This is a genomic window from Paraburkholderia sp. JPY419, assembly GCF_050435705.1.
In the GTDB taxonomy this organism is placed as follows: Bacteria; Pseudomonadota; Gammaproteobacteria; order Burkholderiales; family Burkholderiaceae; genus Paraburkholderia; species Paraburkholderia youngii.
In genome coordinates this window covers 352,208-367,714 of the sequence record NZ_JBNDKV010000003.1, presented here as the reverse complement: position 1 = coordinate 367,714, position 15,507 = coordinate 352,208, and the positions used below count along the sequence as shown (strand labels likewise).

Here is a 15,507-nt window from a genome sequence, read left to right as displayed (position 1 = left end):
GAAACGCTATCTAGAGACACCTGGCATCCGTGACGCTGCCGCGGCAGCGCAAATCGAATGAAGCATGTTGAAAAGCAGATGTCCGGCACAATAGCCGTCACTATTGCTCCACTTCCTAGGTGAGCGCTCGGTAAGTTCGCATTGGTTCCTCAGCCGGGCACCTATCTCGGCTTCGATCACGTGAACTCCATTCGCCGGAGCGCCATATCGATGCGCCGTCGCAGCCCGAGAGTACCAGGGATTCACCACCCATGAATGTCCGCTCACGTTCAGCGGCGCTATAAACGCTTCTAGGAAAGGACGACCAGTAGATTGTCCCAAGTCCGTTGCGATAATGCAGCTACTCTCGAATGCATCGAAATTCCAGCCTTTCAGACGCTGCTCAGCGTGAATGACGAGGACTACAACTTCGTCATGCAACATCGAAAGGCGAGAGATTTCAGAGCTCGCCGCGTCGTGAAAGGGTTGCCAGATATTAGTAACGAGACCTGGCACCTCGTGGTAATCGAGAGGGTCCCGCAGTTGCAGTCCCGATGGGGTGCTTCGGGCACAAAGATGCTCTCGTTGGAACGAATCGGTCAGCGGACCTTCGGCGTCAACGTTCAGGTCGATCAGCTTAGGGTGATAAATCCCTTCGATCGTGGACACATCCATATCATGCGCGATGCTAAGCACCAAGTGTGCGGCTGGATCCGCCCATCCGGAGCGAAGCGAGTCCCACCCCTCGCCGCTCCTATGAAGTGGAACCTTCGTTCCGATATGTGGCAGGACGATCAAAAGCGGGGTCGATCCATGCCGGATGCTACAAGCCTCGTGCCCCGCTTCCCGGAACTCGTTATGACGCGGCGCGGACATTTGCTGCTCTTTTTCTTAACGAGCTCATCACCCACATCAGAACCAGCGACAACGCGATCCATAAAGTGGCCGCGGCTAAGATTGCGGGACTGATCTGTTCCCGGAGCCCGGACCACATCTGACGCGGCAAAGTGAAGTACTGCGGGTTAGGGAGAAGGAAGAGCGCGAACACCACCTCGTCAAATGAGGTTATGAACGCGAGCACAGCGCCCGCAGTCACCCCTGGCATGATCAACGGAAGCGTGACCCGGCGAAACACCATCCATGGAGGGGCTCCCATGATCGCCCCGGCGCGTTCGAAGGAGCGATCTAACCCGCTCGCAGACGCAAGAACCGTAACAACTACGAAAGGGATCCCAAGTGCGGTGTGGGCTGCAATCAAGCCCCACAGGTTATCCACCAATCCTACCTTCGCGAATACAAAGTACGTTCCGGCACCAGTCACAATGGTTGGCACGACCATCGGCGCGAGAATGAAGCTCATCATCAGTGACCTACCGGGCAACATGCGCTGTCTAAGACCGAGAGCTGCGGCCGTGCCAATGGACGCTGCAAGAATCGTTGTGCTGACACCGACAATGAGACTGTTCTTGACCGACAAGAGCCATCGAGGATTGTCAAAAAACGATTCATACCATCGCAGTGACCACGCATCAGAGTGTAAATGCAGCATGGCACGGGAGAACGTGAAATATGGCTCCGAGTTGAACGAAAGAGGAATGATGACAAGCACCGGTGCAATGAGGAAAACGAAGATCGCTGCACAAATCACGATAAACAGAATGCTCCATCCCTTTTCAAGGGGAGAACGAAATGGCTGGCTATGGACGTTCATGCTCACCCCATCTTGAGATTTTCAGCGCCAACCAACCGGTTGTACACAAAATAAAGCGACAACACGACCACGAGAAGAACAATGCTCAGCGCGGCCGCCAGTCCCCAGTTCAACGACGCCTGAATGTTGAACGCAATCATGTTAGAAATCATCTGGCCAGATTGGCCGCCGACAAGCGCCGGTGTAATGTAGTAGCCCAGCGCAAGAATGAGCACCAGAAGGCCACCGGCGCCAACACCCGGCAACGTGATCGGGAAGTAAACTTTCCAGAACGAGCTGAAGCGCCCTGCGCCGAGCGACTGGGCCGCTCGCATATAACTGGGCGGAACAGCAACCATGACGCTGTAAAGTGGCAAAATGAAAAACGGCAGCAGGATGTGTGTCATGGAGATCAATGTACCGGTCAGGTTATAGATCAGCATGACCCGGTTATGGTCGTTGACGACGCCCGCCAATACGAGCAGATCGTTGATCACGCCTTGGGACTGCAGGAGAACCATCCAGGCAGTTACACGAACAAGCATGGACGTCCAGAACGGCACCAGAACGAGGACCATCAGTTTGTTCGCGGTCGATTTCGAACTCGTCGCCATCAGGTATGCGATCGGATAACCCAATACTGCGCACAACATGGTCACCACGATGGCAACCCAGAATGTCTTGAGATACAACGACCTGTAGACCCGGCTGTCTTGTGGCTGCGAGACGACACTTCCGTGCTCATCCCGGCGGAAATCGAGAGCAGCGAGGTAGTTGTCGAAGGTGAACGGACGTGTCGCGCGCGCGAGCATCGGCAAAAGGCCTGGGTCACTCCAGGCCGGGTCAACAGAAGCGAACCACTGCTGATCAGGCGTTTGTTCCGTTGCAGCTGCGCGCCTTGCGGTACGCTCGACAACCGATCGGAGTCCCGATCGTTCAGCGTTGAGCCTGCTCGCCACCATGCCGAGCTTGCCATTCTCCCGTGCGGAGACGAGGTCACGAGCGAGCCCCGTCCAGACCTGGCCGTTTGATCCCTTCCCGCCGCTGTCTAGCGCTTGCGCAGTAGCCGGAAGAAGATCGCTTAGTGTCGAATCGTAGATGCTGACCTCGAACATTTTCGCAATCGGTACGAGGAACGTAAGCAGCAGAAACAAGATCACTGGCAAAACCAGGAGCAGCGATTTATGGGTCTCCTGGCGCCTCGCCTTCTGGACGCGTCTCTTCAGCGTTGCGCCCCAACGGTCCGCGTTGGTGCTTTCGGTCTGACCTTCGGCGAGTGTCACTGGGCTCATCGCAGCTCCCCTGCGGCTGCCAGCGCGCGGCTATCGACCGAGCGCCATCCAATGGGAAGGCTCTGTCCCGATCGCAACGATCCGAGGCTAGACGTGTTTGCGACCTTCACCGAGATTTCGTTGCCGCTCGGGATCTTGCACGTAAGTCGGACGTGATCCCCGAAATAGGTAGACTCGATGATTTCAGAGTTCACCTGGTTTTCGAGGATGGCTCCCTGAGACGCAATTGCTACGCGCTCGGGCCGCAACACGAGGGAGACACGCGCTCCGCACGTCAACGGCTTTGACGTCAGAGCCTCGAATTGACATTCGCCATGGGTAACCTTTGCGCGGTAATCCCCATCGGCCGACGCATAGCATTCGTGCACAATGCCGTCCAACAGATTGTTATCGCCCACGAATCGCGACACGAACGCGGTGTTTGGCGACTCGTAGATCTCTGTTGGCGGCCCGATTTGCTCAATGATGCCGTTGTTGAAGATGGCAACCCGGTCAGACATCGCGAGCGCTTCGTCCTGGTCATGCGTGACATAGACGACGGTCACGCCCAGCATCTTGTGAAGGTGCTTGATCTCGGTTTGCATATGCTCGCGAAGCTGTTTGTCCAGCGCACCGAGCGGCTCGTCCATCAGAACGAGAGAAGGATCAAAAACTAGCGCTCGAGCCAGCGCGATGCGTTGTTGCTGTCCGCCGGAAAGCTGCGCCGGCCGGCGCGACGCAAAGTCCTGCATCTTCACCATTTCCAGAGCTTTTGCCACCTTCTTGGCGATCTCGGCTTTCGGGACCTTCCTAGCAGAAAGCGGAAAGGCCACGTTGTCGGCAACCGACATGTGCGGAAACAAGGCGTAGTTTTGGAAGACCATGCCGATGCCCCGCTTGTGGGGCGGAGTCGTGGTCAAATTAACGCCGTCGATGCTAATCGTCCCAGCAGTCGGAGCCTCAAACCCCGCGAGCATCATCAAGGTTGTCGTCTTCCCCGAGCCTGATGGTCCCAGCAACGTCAAAAACTCACCTCGTCTGACTGCAAGAGAAAGTGATTTAACTACTTGCGTCGTCCCATCGTAGCTCTTTTCGACCTGAGAAAAAACAACGTGATCGCCGTCGACTGCCCTTGACGTTGCACGGGCCCGGTGCGGGGAATCGTTTAGCGTTTGCATTACCTTGCTCCTTACTGAGCCATCCAGGCGGCCCAACGACGATTGATTTCATCTTGCTCATCATTCCAGAACCCGATATCGCTTGTAAGGCCAACCTTCAGGTTCGCTGGCGACGTCGGGAGGTTATCGCGTAACGAAGCATCGACAAACGGGAGCGCCGAGCGTCGTGCGGGCGCATAGCTGATGTACTTCGTTTGGATGGCAAGCTGCTGCGCAGAAGTCGCGTAACGGATGAAGTCGAGCGCGGCTGCCTTGTTCTTGCTGGCCTTCGAAATTGCAAAGACGTCGCCGTTGATGATTTGTCCCTGCCAGATGATTCCGAACGGTTTTTTATCCTTGGTGATTGCATCGGTGAATCGACCGTTCCCGCCCTCGGTCATCACGACTTCTCCATCTGCGAGAAGCTGGACCGACTGCGCCTGTGCGCCCCAGAAGACCGCGTTCGCTTTGATGGTGTCGAGCTTTCTGAATGCACGTTCAAGGCCGCCGGGCATCCGCAGCGTCGCGTAGACCTTGTCGCGGGGGACACCATCCGCCATCAATGCCCACTCCAGGTTCCCGTTGGGCTTGTTGCTCAGGCCACGTTTCCCTGGAAACTTTTTTAGATCGAAGAAGTCGGCGATGCTTGTGGGCTGTGCGCCAGCAAACTTTCGCTTGTCGTACGCGATCACATTCGACCACAGGATAGTACCGACACCGCAGTCGAGTAGTGAGCCTTCCACAAAGTCTGAGGACGCCGGTTTGCTGTCCGGCGCGGGAGTTAGCGAGGTAGCCTTAATAGGGTCGATCAACCCTTCATCACAGGCTCGGGCAGCATCCTGAAACTCGAGGTCGATGACGTCCCATGCTCCGGAGCCGGCCTGTACTTGCGAGCGCAATTCCGCGAGGCCACCGTTATAGTCGGCGGGAAGAATTTTAGTGCCTGTCTTTGCAGAATACGGCTCGAAGAACGCCTTGGACTGGCTTGCCGTGTATGCGCCGCCGAACGATGCTACAACCAGTTGTTGCGCATATGCCGAGGTCGTGGGTAAGACCGCACTCAGCAGCAGGAAGAGACACGCCCGGGCTTGCTTTGAAGTATTTCGGAGTTGCATAATTTCCTCTTGACGATAGGTTAGAGTTCGAATACAGCCGGGCCTTCGGGGCACCCTCTACAGCAAGTCCTTTTCCAATCGCTGGGCTAGCTGAAGAATCCACTTGTCTTCACCTGCCGCACCTACGATTTGAACGCTTACCGGTAGCCCTCTGTCATCCCGCCCTGCAGGCAGGGCGATCGCTGGCGCTCCGACGACGTTGAAAAACGAGGTGTATAGCGTTAATGCGTTCCCAACCGGATAAAGACTCTCGCCGATTGGAACTCTGGTGCTTCCGATTTCTGGGGCAACAATCGGGCAAGTCGGCGTGACAATCACATCGACGATGTCAAATAGACGAGAGAAAGATCTCCGATAGGCCGTCAGAAATCTTTGGCACTGAACGTAACTTTCGGCGGACAGTTGCTGCCCCAGCACAAAACCACTCCTGATATCTGCGCCGTACTTCTCTCCAGATGATTCGATCAACGGCGAGTGGTAAGCCAACGCCTCGGCGAGCTGTATTGTGAGCGACACCGTTCTCGACTCCGCAGCGTCCGGCAACTCGATTTCATGAAACGTGGCTCCTAGCCCCCGAAGCGCAGCCAGAGTCTTTTCGTAGCCGGATCTGACCGATTGTTCGAGCGTCAGCGCCGCACCAGGCAGGACGCCGACACGGAGCGATGCTGCTGAGTCGGCTTCTTCGAACACATCGATCCCTGTCAGGCACTCGCAAACGATTGATACATCGTCTGCGCTAGTTGCAATGACCCCGACGTGATCCAGCGTCCAGCAGAAGGGAATGACACCGCTGGAGTCGATGAACCCAAACGACGGCTTGAATCCTGCGACACCGCACAACGCTGCCGGGACGCGCACCGAGCCGCCTGTATCCGTGCCCAATGCAAACGGCACAATCCCGGCAGCGACTGCGGCTGCAGACCCGCCGCTGGAGCCACCCGCAAGCCGTCCCCTATCCCACGGATTAACCGTCGTTCCAGTGAAATGATTTTCGCCGGTGGCCCCGTAGGCAAATTCGTGCATATTGGCTTTGCCAACCAAGGCAGCGCCCGCGTCCGCCAGCTTCCGAATCACCGCGGAATCTTCGGCAGGAAAGTGTTCCGACAACACTCTGCTTCCAGCCGTTGTTCGGATTCCTGCGGTCTTAAACGCATCCTTTGCAACGTACGGAACACCATCAAGCAGCCCGATTGATTTTCCACCGCGGCGGCGATCATCCGCCGCCGCGGCCTTAACCAGTCCGTGTTCGCCGGTCAACGTAATCAGGCTTTTCATCCATGAGTTAGTGGCTTCGGCCAGCGCGAGGCTATGCTCAACAATCCCTGACGACGACACGTCGCCGCGCGCAAGCGCCTGAGACATGCCTCTCAGGCTTTGGCTCTTTACGCTCATCATGGTCGGTTGCCCTCAGCCCAAGGCGGCGCCACGTCGCCCAGGTCTATCGTGCGGATCGCGGCGAGCCGCCCGACCAGACTGGATAGGTCGGAAACGACTCCAAACCGCGGGTCGACGAGTTCAGAAAGGTCGCCTTCAGTCCAGCGACCGCCGAAAAATTCTCGGTTCACCGCGACCAGGGTTCTCAGCGAAATCGTGTCGGTCATGGCCTCTTACACCACCGCCAAGCTGCGCGGATAGTCAGTCAGGTATTCGAACCCGTCCGCTGTAACGACGATTGAATCGCCGACTCGGCCACCAAACTCGCCTTCGATCGTGATGCCACCATCGACTGCGAACGTCATGCCAGCTTCGAGGGTGCGCTGCTCTCCGCGCTTGAGCTCTGGGGTCTCGAGGAACGAATAGCCGATCGAACGACCAGTGCGGTATCCGGGTGCGAAGCCAGCGTCCTTGTAAACCTGTTCGGCCGCCGCATTAACATCATCGCAGCGCACGCCTGGCCTAATCTGCGCGAGGGCAGCTTGCTGTGCTGCTACCGCAGCTTCATATATGCGAGCCTGTTCGTCAGTGACTGACCCGACAAAAAATTCGCGGTCAAATCCAAGCTTGTAGTTCTTGAAGTTGGCGATGCCGCAGAAGCACAGATATACAGGGTCCCCGCGCCGTAGCTTGCGAACGGAGGATCGACGGTGCACGAGACATACGTCTCGACCCGATTGGAGAATCTGCAGGTTATAGATCGTCGGAGACACGAATCGATCGACGTGTTCGTCCAGAAAGGACGCCGCCTTGCGCGTACCGCCGGCAATGACTGCGAGCGCGATTTCATACTCGGGTACGCCTTCGCGAATCACTTCTTTCGCAGCCTGTACCATCGCAACGGCAACCTGGCCGGCCTGCTTCATCGTTGTGATCTCGCTCTCGCTTTTGATCATACGTAGATCGAAAATGATCTGTCCGATATCAGTCAGGCGATCCGCGTCAACCGGCAACGCAGCCCTCACGAGCGGTGGCATCTTTGCGCGTTCAATACCGAGGCGTTCCACTTTCGACGCTTCCAATACTTCTCGCAGCGGCTTGCGCCACTCATCATCGATACCGTCTGCCCACGGGCGGATGTCCTTGATCCACGTCATAAGCGAGCACATTTCCGATTCCATCAGAGGCGTGATCAGAACCGGGTCCGTGTCCTGTGGAATAACCAGCAGGGTCGGCCGACCGAAATCCATACCCAGGTAGTTCCAGAAGCCGGCGAAGTATGCGACCGCATCCGGGTCACTGATCAGCGCCACATCGACATTTGCTGCGCGCAGTGCGACGCGCAGCTTGCTTACCCGACTCTCGTATTCGCCCACAATAACTCCTCTTGGTTAGCTGTATGCAGCATGTACACAGGTCCACTTTAGGAACGACAATTTTTGTTGTCAAGTGCGGAATTAGCCTGACCTGTCGCAGAAGGAGCGTGGCGTCACTTTGCCCTGCCGAGTCTTAGTTTCGGCGATTTTCCTATATCTATTTACTAAAACTCGTTTAAAATTGCCTCATTTCATTTTTCATTGGGACATATTATCCACGCCAGCTACCTCGGGTAAACAGGGGCTCGCCGCAGAGCTGTGTACAGGTTGCACATAGCCGTACGGTGGCGTTACAATCGAGTGCACCTCTTCATGGAACTTGAGTGGGCGATCTCACCGGGCTGGCGACATCGTTCTACGGGGGAATATCAATGGCACGTGTGGTCAAGCTGAAGGAGCAATCGTCTCGGTCGACAGCAAAAGCTCCGTCGATCCGTGGCCAGACGCCGGACATTTATCGGTCCGTGCGTGATCGCATCTGCAGCCTTCACTACCCCCCAGGCACGTTGCTGGGTGAGAGCGCTCTGGCTGAGGAGTTCGACGTGAGTCGTACCCCGATCCGCCAAGTGCTGCAGAGGCTCGAATATGAAGGCCTGGTTGAAACCAAGAACGGCGTCGGGACGATTGTCAGCGGCGTCGAGTTTCGCGAGTATCGGGACACATACAACTTTCGCTTGAGATTGAGCGAGATGTTGGGCGACTTCTGCTCGCCAGGCGACGCCCCTCAAGCGCTTGAACGGATCGAACGTCTGATTCCTCGAGCCGCGGAGCTGTCGAGCGGACCGAAGAATTACGACGAGTTCTGGTCGATCCTTCACGAGCTCCACTTCGCCATCAATGAACTTATAAGAAACCGTGAACTGCGCCAGACACATGACCGGTGTTATTTTCAGGCGTCTCGCGTCTGGTACAACTTTGTCACTGACCTATGGGATGAAGAGGTCGAATACCTGAATCGAGAGCTCGAAGAGTGCTGTCGCGCTCTTCGAGCTGCCGATATGCGCGCGTTGGGGCTTGTTCAGCGCAACTACATCTCGTTTGGCCTCGCGCGCATCGCTCGATTCATAACCGGTTAGTCGAATTGATTCAAGCTGTACCGGGTATGTAGGTACATGAAATTAAATGAATAGGACATCTTATTATGAGCGAAATGGCAGAGTTTCGGCCCCACTTTGACGCGGGCCGACATGATCGCGCCAAGGCGGGTTTTGTCTTGCTTGCCACAGAGCAGACAATCGAAGATGACATGTTCACCCTTCTCCCAAAGGGTGTTGGGATCCACTTCACGAGAGTCCCTAATCCCGATAGCATCACACGAGAATCGCTCGATAACATCGCATCGAGTCTCGCGGAATCAGCCGCACGGATCCTTCCAGACGGCAGCCTCGATGTGATCTGCTATGGCTGCACATCTGGAAGTCTGGTCGTTGGCGAGAAGAAGGTATTCGAAGAGTTGTCGCGTGGCGCACCCAACGCAAAAACTACGAGCATGGTAACGGCTGTCATTCGTGGCCTGCGCGCTGTAGGCGCCAAACGGATCGTCATCGGGACCCCGTACCTTGATGAAATCAACGAGATGGAAAAGGTCTATCTCGAAAACGAGGGCTTCGAGGTTCTTGCAATCCATGGCTTGCAACTGGAAAAAGACAGCGACATGGTGCGAGTGACGCCTGAAAGCATCGTGCAGATGGCGCTTTTCATTGATCAGCCGGAAGCAGATGCGATCTTCATCAGCTGTGGCGCGCTTCGTTCAATTGAGGTGATCGAAGAGATCGAGAAACTAACCGGCAAACCCGTCATTACGAGCAATCAGGCGGTTGCATGGGATGTCATGCGACTCGCAGGTATGGAGGATCGGCTGAACGGGTTTGGCCGTCTTCTTTCCGAGCACTGATCAAGCATAGGAGGTAGTCTTCCCAGCCCCATCGGTAGAAGATGCACCTCCTGCGCCCGTTCTTTGCATGCCAGATGTACCTCCATCGCATCATTTTTAGAGGCATGGGAACTCACATGGCTCGACCTCGTCCGCCGATCGACCTGCGCGCTCTTGAAGCGTTTGTCGCCGTCTGCGAAACAGGAACGATGACAGCGGCTGCCAAACGGCTGGCGGTCAGTCAGAGTGCGATAAGTCAATCGATAGCGTCTCTTGAACGCGAGCAGAATACAGAGCTCTTTGATCGGGAGAGCCGACCCCCACGGCCAAATCGTGCAGGACGAGTCCTACTACAGATGGCCGGCCCGCTTCTTCAGCAGGCGCAAGATATCAGCAGCAGGCTGAAAGATGCGGCGCAGGGCGAGATGCTTCCTGTCCGACTTGGATGTGTTGATTCCTTTGCCGCGACGGTCGGACCGGAGTTGATTCGAGCCATGTCTAATTCTGCTCGTCAGATCGAGCTCTGGTCAGGACTCACCCCGACGCTCGCCGGGCAGATTCATCGTGGTGAGGTTGATGTTGTCGTCTGCACGCAGACGCCGATCACCGACACAAGGCTCTCTGAGATGCCGCTGATGTCGGAAGCTTTTCTGGCCGTGGCCTCACGTCGGTGGTTTGAAAACAGGAAAGGCGATAGCACAGCGTGGACGCATTTATCTGAAGACTTGCCGCTGATACGCTACACAGCGCGCTCTGTGATCGGACAACAGGTCGAGCGGCTTGCCCGACATCTCAACATCGATAGCCCCCGACGCTACGAGTTCGACGCAACAGATCCATTGCTTAGCCTCGTAAGGGCAAATTTGGGATTCGCCATCTCAACTCCACTTTGCTTATGGCAGGCACGTCACTATCTCAACGACTTGGTGGTGCTCCCGCTACCACCGGGAAGCCTCAGCCGGAGGGAATTTTTCATCTTACATCGCCGCGGAGAATGGCATGACCTTGTAGACAACGTCGCCGCGCTTACAGGTCGTGTAATCGACGGTCTGATTCGGCCAGCACTCACGCGATTTTTCCCCCAGATGCCCGCTACCGCTCTTCAAAGATCGACGAACCAGAGCCCTTAAATTGACTGATATATTTTCACTGGTGCGCGGCGGCGCCCCGCTCATCATCTCCATCCCTCATCTCGGCATAACCATCCCCGAGGATCTGCGCGACGACTTTTCAGATGTTGCGCTGACTTTGGCTGATACGGACTGGCATCTCGACCAGCTATACGATTTCGGACACAACCTTGGCGCGACCATCGTTACGGCGAAGGTCTCGCGTTACGTGATTGACCTCAATAGACCGCCGTCTGATGAAAGTCTATATCCCGGCCAAGTAACGACAGGCCTCTATCCGGCTCATACTTTCCGAGGGGAATCGTTGTACCGCGACGGCCGTGCTCCTGATACGCATGAAAAAGCGCGCAGGCTTCGGACTTACTGGCGACCCTACCATGAGTGCCTCGCTGAAGAGATCAGAAGGCTATGTGACCGGCACCAACAGGTGCTGTTATGGGAGGCGCACTCCATCGCAAGTTGTCTGCCTCGACTGTTCGATGGAACGCTTCACGAACTCAATCTGGGCAATCAAGACGGCCGAACCTGCGACAGTTCAGTATTCCGTGCGGCTGTCCACGCGGCGAGTGAAAGCGGATACACCTGGGTCGCCAACGGTCGGTTCAAGGGGGGGTACATCACGCGCCACTATGGAGCGCCGAGCAATGGCATCCACGCAATCCAGCTTGAAATGAGCCAAAGAACATACATGGAAGAAAGCGCACCTTTCAGGCTTATTTCTCCTCGGGCAAAGCAGGTCAAGGCAACACTGCAGACCATGGTCATGGAAGCACTCGAATCGGTAGCTCGCATGCGGACCTAGGTTGCTTGGCTGGTCAAGATCGTGGAATCCACTGGATACCTCGATATTGAGCTTAAGACGACTGCTACAGATTTGTTCGACACATGTGTTCGCTAACAGTTTTGCTGCGGTGATTCGAATGTCCCATTGCCGGCTGAACCCAGCCGGAAGTTCGGCTAGTTGAGAACGGTGTTGAACGTCGCCTTCTGGCCAGGCCGTCTGCGGCCGCATAACACCGGCCGGGACCAGCCCCCGTGGTCTCGATCAGTGGACGGGCGCCGTTCAACCCTCGCCAAACCCGTCGTCCGGGCGCAGCGCTTCAAGCGGCTCGAGGCTCGTCCTCACCCGCGTGAACTCCACGACAAATTCGTCAATCCGATTGAGCGCGTCCAGCACCCGATCGGGCAGTGTGCCTTCGCGGTGCGACGGCACCAATGGTGCGCCATTCAACACGGAATGCGCCATGCTGTGGATCTCCAGGATGTCGTCTCGTAACCCCTCGGGATCATGGAGTTGGGTGCGGATGCGATCGACGATATCAACTGCAGCCAGCAGGCGGGTTGTGTCGTAGCTCGATTCGAGCCGCTCCAGCGCAGCGGTGTCGACGTCGCCAAAATAAGTCGTAGTTGTCGCCGGGCGTGCAGTCATGAGCGGGACGCGTAGGTACGGGCAGTTTGACCGAACAGCGGGTCCCGGATCCAGGCTTCCGGCCGACGATCTAGATGTAGCTTATAGTGGCCGAAGCGCCGGATGTTGTGGGTCGGATACGGGCTCAAAAACTCAATGTCTTCGGCGCGCACTTTCTCGCGGTTTGCCGCCATCTCGCGTAGCGCCTGCATCATGTCCACCGTGTTCTGCAAGATCACGGCCGACGCGACGAGGTCGTTGTAGCGTAGTCGCTTCTGCTGCTCCTCTGGCTCGTTCTCGGCGATCACGTCCCCGCCGAAAGACAACCACTTCGAGAAGCCATTGTACGACTCGATCTTGTTCGTGTTCGCGGTGACCTCCTGACGCAATTCGATGCTGCCGATCCACTCAAGCAGGAATACCGTGCGAACGACGTTGCCGAGCTCGCGCGCGGCCAGATACAGCCGGTTCTTGCGGCTTTCGGAGCCGAGCCGGCGCAGCAGCAGCGGCGACGAGATGGTACCGGCCTGAATCGACAATGCGACCTGCATCAGCTCCTGCCAGTGCTGCTCGATCAGCACCCAGTCGATGGTCGCCGTGAACAGCTTGTCGATGTGCATGTACTTGGCCTTGCTGTCCGGCCGGTACAGCACGAGATCCTTCCAGTTGCGAATCCGTGGCATCAGGTTGATGCCGAGCAGGTACGTGAACGCAAAAACGGCGGCGGACTGCCCCTGCGTGTCGGCATGAACGGTATCTGCCTTGACCGACAGGCCGGCCTTCAGCAAGCCCTCGATCACATAGATCGCCTCCCACACGCCCGGCGGAATGAAGTGCTGGAAAACCGCGATATAGTTGTCGGCGACGTGCCGGTATGCGACTGCGCCCATTTTCCGGTAGCGAAAGTGATAGCCAGCCAGCAGGTTGTTGTCGTAGAAGTCGTACTGCGTGCCATCGGCCGCCACCGTCTTGCCATCGCCCCAGTGTTTCGGCAGATCGAGCCGAAGGTACAGTTCAATCAGCTCGCGTTGTGCGGTTTCGAGCTTGTCCAGGCTCATATGCCGGCGATTGACGAACGACAGCATGTGCGCGGTGACATCGGAATCAAGATGGCGGGCCGCCTGGGTCGGACCGAGATTGCAGCCCATCGCAAAAATGGTCAGCAGGTAGCGCTCGGCAGCCTTGCGAATCTGCGGATCACTCCCGGACAACGGCCCGAAGTGCCGCGTGAAATGGGTCCAGTGCTCGATGTTCGCGAGGATGTCCAGCATGTTCCGCGTCGGCAGTCGGGCGCTGAGCCGCTCCTGCAAAGCGATGGCGCTCGCCGGGATCTCCTTGGCGACGGTTTTGCGCAGTATCGGCTCGCCATGACGGTCGATCACGACGTGCTCGCGCTTGCGCGGTAATTCGGCGTCGAGCTTGTGGGAAGCGTCTGTCAGCCATTGACGCAGATGGCGCACGAAGTCACTGCCAGTTGTGGGCATGCCGAGCTTGTCGCAATAGTCCGGCAACTGCTGCTCGCATTGCCGCCACGGCAACAGGTGATCGCGATAGTCGGCGTACGCGTCGGAGCCCGTCACGCACAGATCGCCGACCCGCAGTTCCTCGGCCATGTACGAGAACACGCAGAGCTCGAGATACCGGCGATTGGTCGGCGATCCGTCGCCGTGCGAGCGCCGCACGAGCTTGCGCCACCGCGGCGCGGCGAAGCTCACGTCGACGTCCGCATCGATCCACTCACGATGCAGCGATTCGTTCTCCAGCACCGCATCGAGTGCGTTCAGCAGCGAGCGGACCGGGCTTGTCGAATCCCATTCGAGCGTACGAGCGACACGCATCATGACCGAACGGTGCGCCTTGAAGTGCTTCCAGAGCAACGGTAGATAGTTGCGGCCGCTGAACGCGCGGATCGCCGCACAGCTCTCGCGCAACGGCTCCAGGTCGCCTTTCGGCGCGAGCAGCTTCCTGACCGCTCGGGCGATAGCCGTCTCATCGGATTCGTCGGCAAGGATGTCGACAACGCCGTCGAGCAAGCCTACGAGGTCTTCGACCTGATCACGCTGTTTGCGCTGAATGGCGTCCAGCTCGTCGCTTGCGCGCTTGTGGATGGCACCCATGCGCCGGACAAACATGTCGGCGAGATCGTCGCGGGCGCGTACACGCATGCGGTTGAGCAGCGCGACGATCAATGTGTAGCGCTTCTCGGGCAAAGTGTCGTTCCTGAGCGCGGACGCGTCGAGCGCCATCGCCTGATTGGCGAGCGAGCGCAGCTTCGAGGCCGGAATCCCGGCGATGGCCAGTGAAAAATCGCCGAGCTCATCGAGCCAGGCAATCTGGTCGATCAGCAGCTCCAGATGCTGGCGCGACGGGCGTTTCGCATGACGCTTGATCCTGTGGTAGGCAGTCTGTCGATTCGACAGATCCCGCGCGAGCAGCCGGTCAAGCGCGAGCTTCTGTTCATCGGTCAAGCGTCGCGTGACGCGCTTGAACAGTCGGGACTGCGCCCGGGCGTGGATCTGTTCAGTCAGCCGGTCGAGCGTCGAGAACGCCGGCAGCTCGATATCGCGCGCGATCAGCTCGTCGATCGTCGCGTTGATGATGTCCACCGGCTGGTCCATCGTCAGCGACGCCGTATGCGCTGCCCGTGTCGCGATCGCGTTCGCGTCGGTGCCGTAATACGGTTTCACGTCGAGCCAGGTGCGAACCGCCGCGTAATGCCGGAACAGCGTTGGGGAGGTCTCAGTGTCGTAGCCGAATTGCACGGTGTCGCCGATATCGGCGGCTGCCCGAACGTGTTCAACGACGCCGGCCGGAATGGTAGCGAGCGGAGGGAAATAGTGCAGTTGCTGAAAGACCTTCAGCAGCACCAGCAGGCCCAGTCGAGGTCGCTCGCCGCGCGTTGACCGGCGTGCCCATTCGAGCTCGTCGGGCAGTGGCGTGTAGCAGGTTTGCAGTTCCCGGGGTGCCAGGACCTCGGGGAAGCGCGGGTACGCGGTGCGTTCGAGGGTAGCCATTGCGGATCGTCCGGATCGCAGAGGGCCGCTCAGATTAGCGCAAGAAAAATCAGACGTTACTGCACAAATCGTAATAACCGGCGCAGTCTTTATAACTACAAGGCTTATGATAGGAATTTA

The 15,507-nt window shown here is 57.5% G+C and carries 14 protein-coding genes and 1 pseudogene; 5 read left to right on the top strand and 10 right to left on the bottom strand.

Features of this window, described 5'->3' with window-relative positions:
- Positions 1 to 6: 6 nt before the first annotated feature.
- The 8 genes from QFZ91_RS25185 to QFZ91_RS25150 are packed head-to-tail and all read right to left on the bottom strand — an operon-like array spanning position 7 to position 7,962.
- Complete coding sequence (locus QFZ91_RS25185; protein ID WP_429524600.1) at positions 7 to 855, bottom strand: N-formylglutamate amidohydrolase; 849 nt, start codon at positions 853 to 855, stop codon at positions 7 to 9.
- Positions 836 to 1,690 carry an ABC transporter permease gene (locus tag QFZ91_RS25180; RefSeq protein WP_429568824.1) on the bottom strand — a complete coding sequence of 285 codons (855 nt, stop codon included), beginning with the start codon at positions 1,688 to 1,690 and terminating at the stop codon, positions 836 to 838. The genes QFZ91_RS25185 and QFZ91_RS25180 overlap by 20 nt, the downstream gene beginning before the upstream one ends.
- Positions 1,691 to 1,692: 2 nt before the next feature.
- Positions 1,693 to 2,961: an ABC transporter permease gene (locus tag QFZ91_RS25175; protein ID WP_429524602.1), complete on the bottom strand. Its 1,269-nt coding sequence runs from the start codon at positions 2,959 to 2,961 to the stop codon at positions 1,693 to 1,695.
- On the bottom strand, positions 2,958 to 4,118 hold the full coding sequence (locus QFZ91_RS25170; RefSeq protein WP_429524603.1) for an ABC transporter ATP-binding protein: 1,161 nt from the start codon (positions 4,116 to 4,118) through the stop codon (positions 2,958 to 2,960). The genes QFZ91_RS25175 and QFZ91_RS25170 overlap by 4 nt, the downstream gene beginning before the upstream one ends.
- An 11-nt stretch (positions 4,119 to 4,129) precedes the next feature.
- Positions 4,130 to 5,212 carry an ABC transporter substrate-binding protein gene (locus QFZ91_RS25165; RefSeq protein ID WP_429568823.1) on the bottom strand — a complete coding sequence of 361 codons (1,083 nt, stop codon included), beginning with the start codon at positions 5,210 to 5,212 and terminating at the stop codon, positions 4,130 to 4,132.
- Between the two features lie 57 nt (positions 5,213 to 5,269).
- Positions 5,270 to 6,607, bottom strand: coding sequence for an amidase (locus QFZ91_RS25160; protein ID WP_429524606.1), 1,338 nt, complete (start codon positions 6,605 to 6,607; stop codon positions 5,270 to 5,272).
- Positions 6,604 to 6,813, bottom strand: a complete 210-nt coding sequence (locus QFZ91_RS25155) for a hypothetical protein (protein ID WP_368719005.1) — start codon at positions 6,811 to 6,813, stop codon at positions 6,604 to 6,606. The genes QFZ91_RS25160 and QFZ91_RS25155 overlap by 4 nt, the downstream gene beginning before the upstream one ends.
- 6 nt (positions 6,814 to 6,819) lie before the next feature.
- Positions 6,820 to 7,962: a M24 family metallopeptidase gene (locus QFZ91_RS25150; RefSeq protein WP_368719004.1), complete on the bottom strand. Its 1,143-nt coding sequence runs from the start codon at positions 7,960 to 7,962 to the stop codon at positions 6,820 to 6,822.
- 323 nt (positions 7,963 to 8,285) lie between these two features.
- Between QFZ91_RS25150 and QFZ91_RS25145 the strand changes: the two genes are divergently transcribed.
- From QFZ91_RS25145 to hutG, 5 genes and pseudogenes are all read left to right on the top strand, one after another.
- Complete coding sequence (locus tag QFZ91_RS25145; protein WP_429524607.1) at positions 8,286 to 9,038, top strand: GntR family transcriptional regulator; 753 nt, start codon at positions 8,286 to 8,288, stop codon at positions 9,036 to 9,038.
- Positions 9,039 to 9,103: 65 nt separating this feature from the next.
- The gene (locus QFZ91_RS25140; protein ID WP_429524608.1) at positions 9,104 to 9,856 is read left to right on the top strand and encodes a maleate cis-trans isomerase family protein; all 753 of its coding nucleotides are present in this window, start codon (positions 9,104 to 9,106) and stop codon (positions 9,854 to 9,856) included.
- A gap of 41 nt (positions 9,857 to 9,897) precedes the next feature.
- Positions 9,898 to 10,167: pseudogene (locus tag QFZ91_RS25135) on the top strand (LysR family transcriptional regulator); the annotation flags it as partial.
- Positions 10,168 to 10,191: 24 nt separating this feature from the next.
- Positions 10,192 to 10,965, top strand: a complete 774-nt coding sequence (locus tag QFZ91_RS25130) for a LysR family transcriptional regulator substrate-binding protein (RefSeq protein ID WP_429525216.1) — start codon at positions 10,192 to 10,194, stop codon at positions 10,963 to 10,965.
- A gap of 1 nt (position 10,966) precedes the next feature.
- The gene (gene hutG / locus QFZ91_RS25125) at positions 10,967 to 11,767 is read left to right on the top strand and encodes an N-formylglutamate deformylase (protein WP_429568822.1); all 801 of its coding nucleotides are present in this window, start codon (positions 10,967 to 10,969) and stop codon (positions 11,765 to 11,767) included.
- Between the two features lie 261 nt (positions 11,768 to 12,028).
- Here hutG and tnpC read toward each other — a convergent pair whose 3' ends face one another.
- Positions 12,029 to 12,394 (bottom strand): Tn3 family transposase post-transcriptional regulator TnpC, encoded by a 366-nt coding sequence (gene tnpC, locus QFZ91_RS25120; protein ID WP_429524610.1) that lies wholly within the window; start codon positions 12,392 to 12,394, stop codon positions 12,029 to 12,031.
- Complete coding sequence (locus tag QFZ91_RS25115; protein ID WP_429568821.1) at positions 12,391 to 15,387, bottom strand: Tn3 family transposase; 2,997 nt, start codon at positions 15,385 to 15,387, stop codon at positions 12,391 to 12,393. The genes tnpC and QFZ91_RS25115 overlap by 4 nt, the downstream gene beginning before the upstream one ends.
- Positions 15,388 to 15,507: the final 120 nt, after the last annotated feature.

Excerpts from the sequence above, each read along its gene's own strand:
- QFZ91_RS25185 (WP_429524600.1), bottom strand. The coding sequence starts at position 855 with ATGTCCGCGCCGCGTCATAACGAGTTCCGGGAAGCGGGGCACGAGGCT.
- QFZ91_RS25180 (WP_429568824.1), bottom strand. The coding sequence starts at position 1,690 with ATGAACGTCCATAGCCAGCCATTTCGTTCTCCCCTTGAAAAGGGATGG.
- QFZ91_RS25175 (WP_429524602.1), bottom strand. The coding sequence starts at position 2,961 with ATGAGCCCAGTGACACTCGCCGAAGGTCAGACCGAAAGCACCAACGCG.
- QFZ91_RS25170 (WP_429524603.1), bottom strand. The coding sequence starts at position 4,118 with ATGCAAACGCTAAACGATTCCCCGCACCGGGCCCGTGCAACGTCAAGG.
- QFZ91_RS25165 (WP_429568823.1), bottom strand. The coding sequence starts at position 5,212 with ATGCAACTCCGAAATACTTCAAAGCAAGCCCGGGCGTGTCTCTTCCTG.
- QFZ91_RS25160 (WP_429524606.1), bottom strand. The coding sequence starts at position 6,607 with ATGATGAGCGTAAAGAGCCAAAGCCTGAGAGGCATGTCTCAGGCGCTT.
- QFZ91_RS25155 (WP_368719005.1), bottom strand. The coding sequence starts at position 6,813 with ATGACCGACACGATTTCGCTGAGAACCCTGGTCGCGGTGAACCGAGAA.
- QFZ91_RS25140 (WP_429524608.1), top strand. The coding sequence starts at position 9,104 with ATGAGCGAAATGGCAGAGTTTCGGCCCCACTTTGACGCGGGCCGACAT.
- QFZ91_RS25130 (WP_429525216.1), top strand. The coding sequence starts at position 10,192 with ATGGCCGGCCCGCTTCTTCAGCAGGCGCAAGATATCAGCAGCAGGCTG.
- tnpC (WP_429524610.1), bottom strand. The coding sequence starts at position 12,394 with ATGACTGCACGCCCGGCGACAACTACGACTTATTTTGGCGACGTCGAC.
- QFZ91_RS25115 (WP_429568821.1), bottom strand. The coding sequence starts at position 15,387 with ATGGCTACCCTCGAACGCACCGCGTACCCGCGCTTCCCCGAGGTCCTG.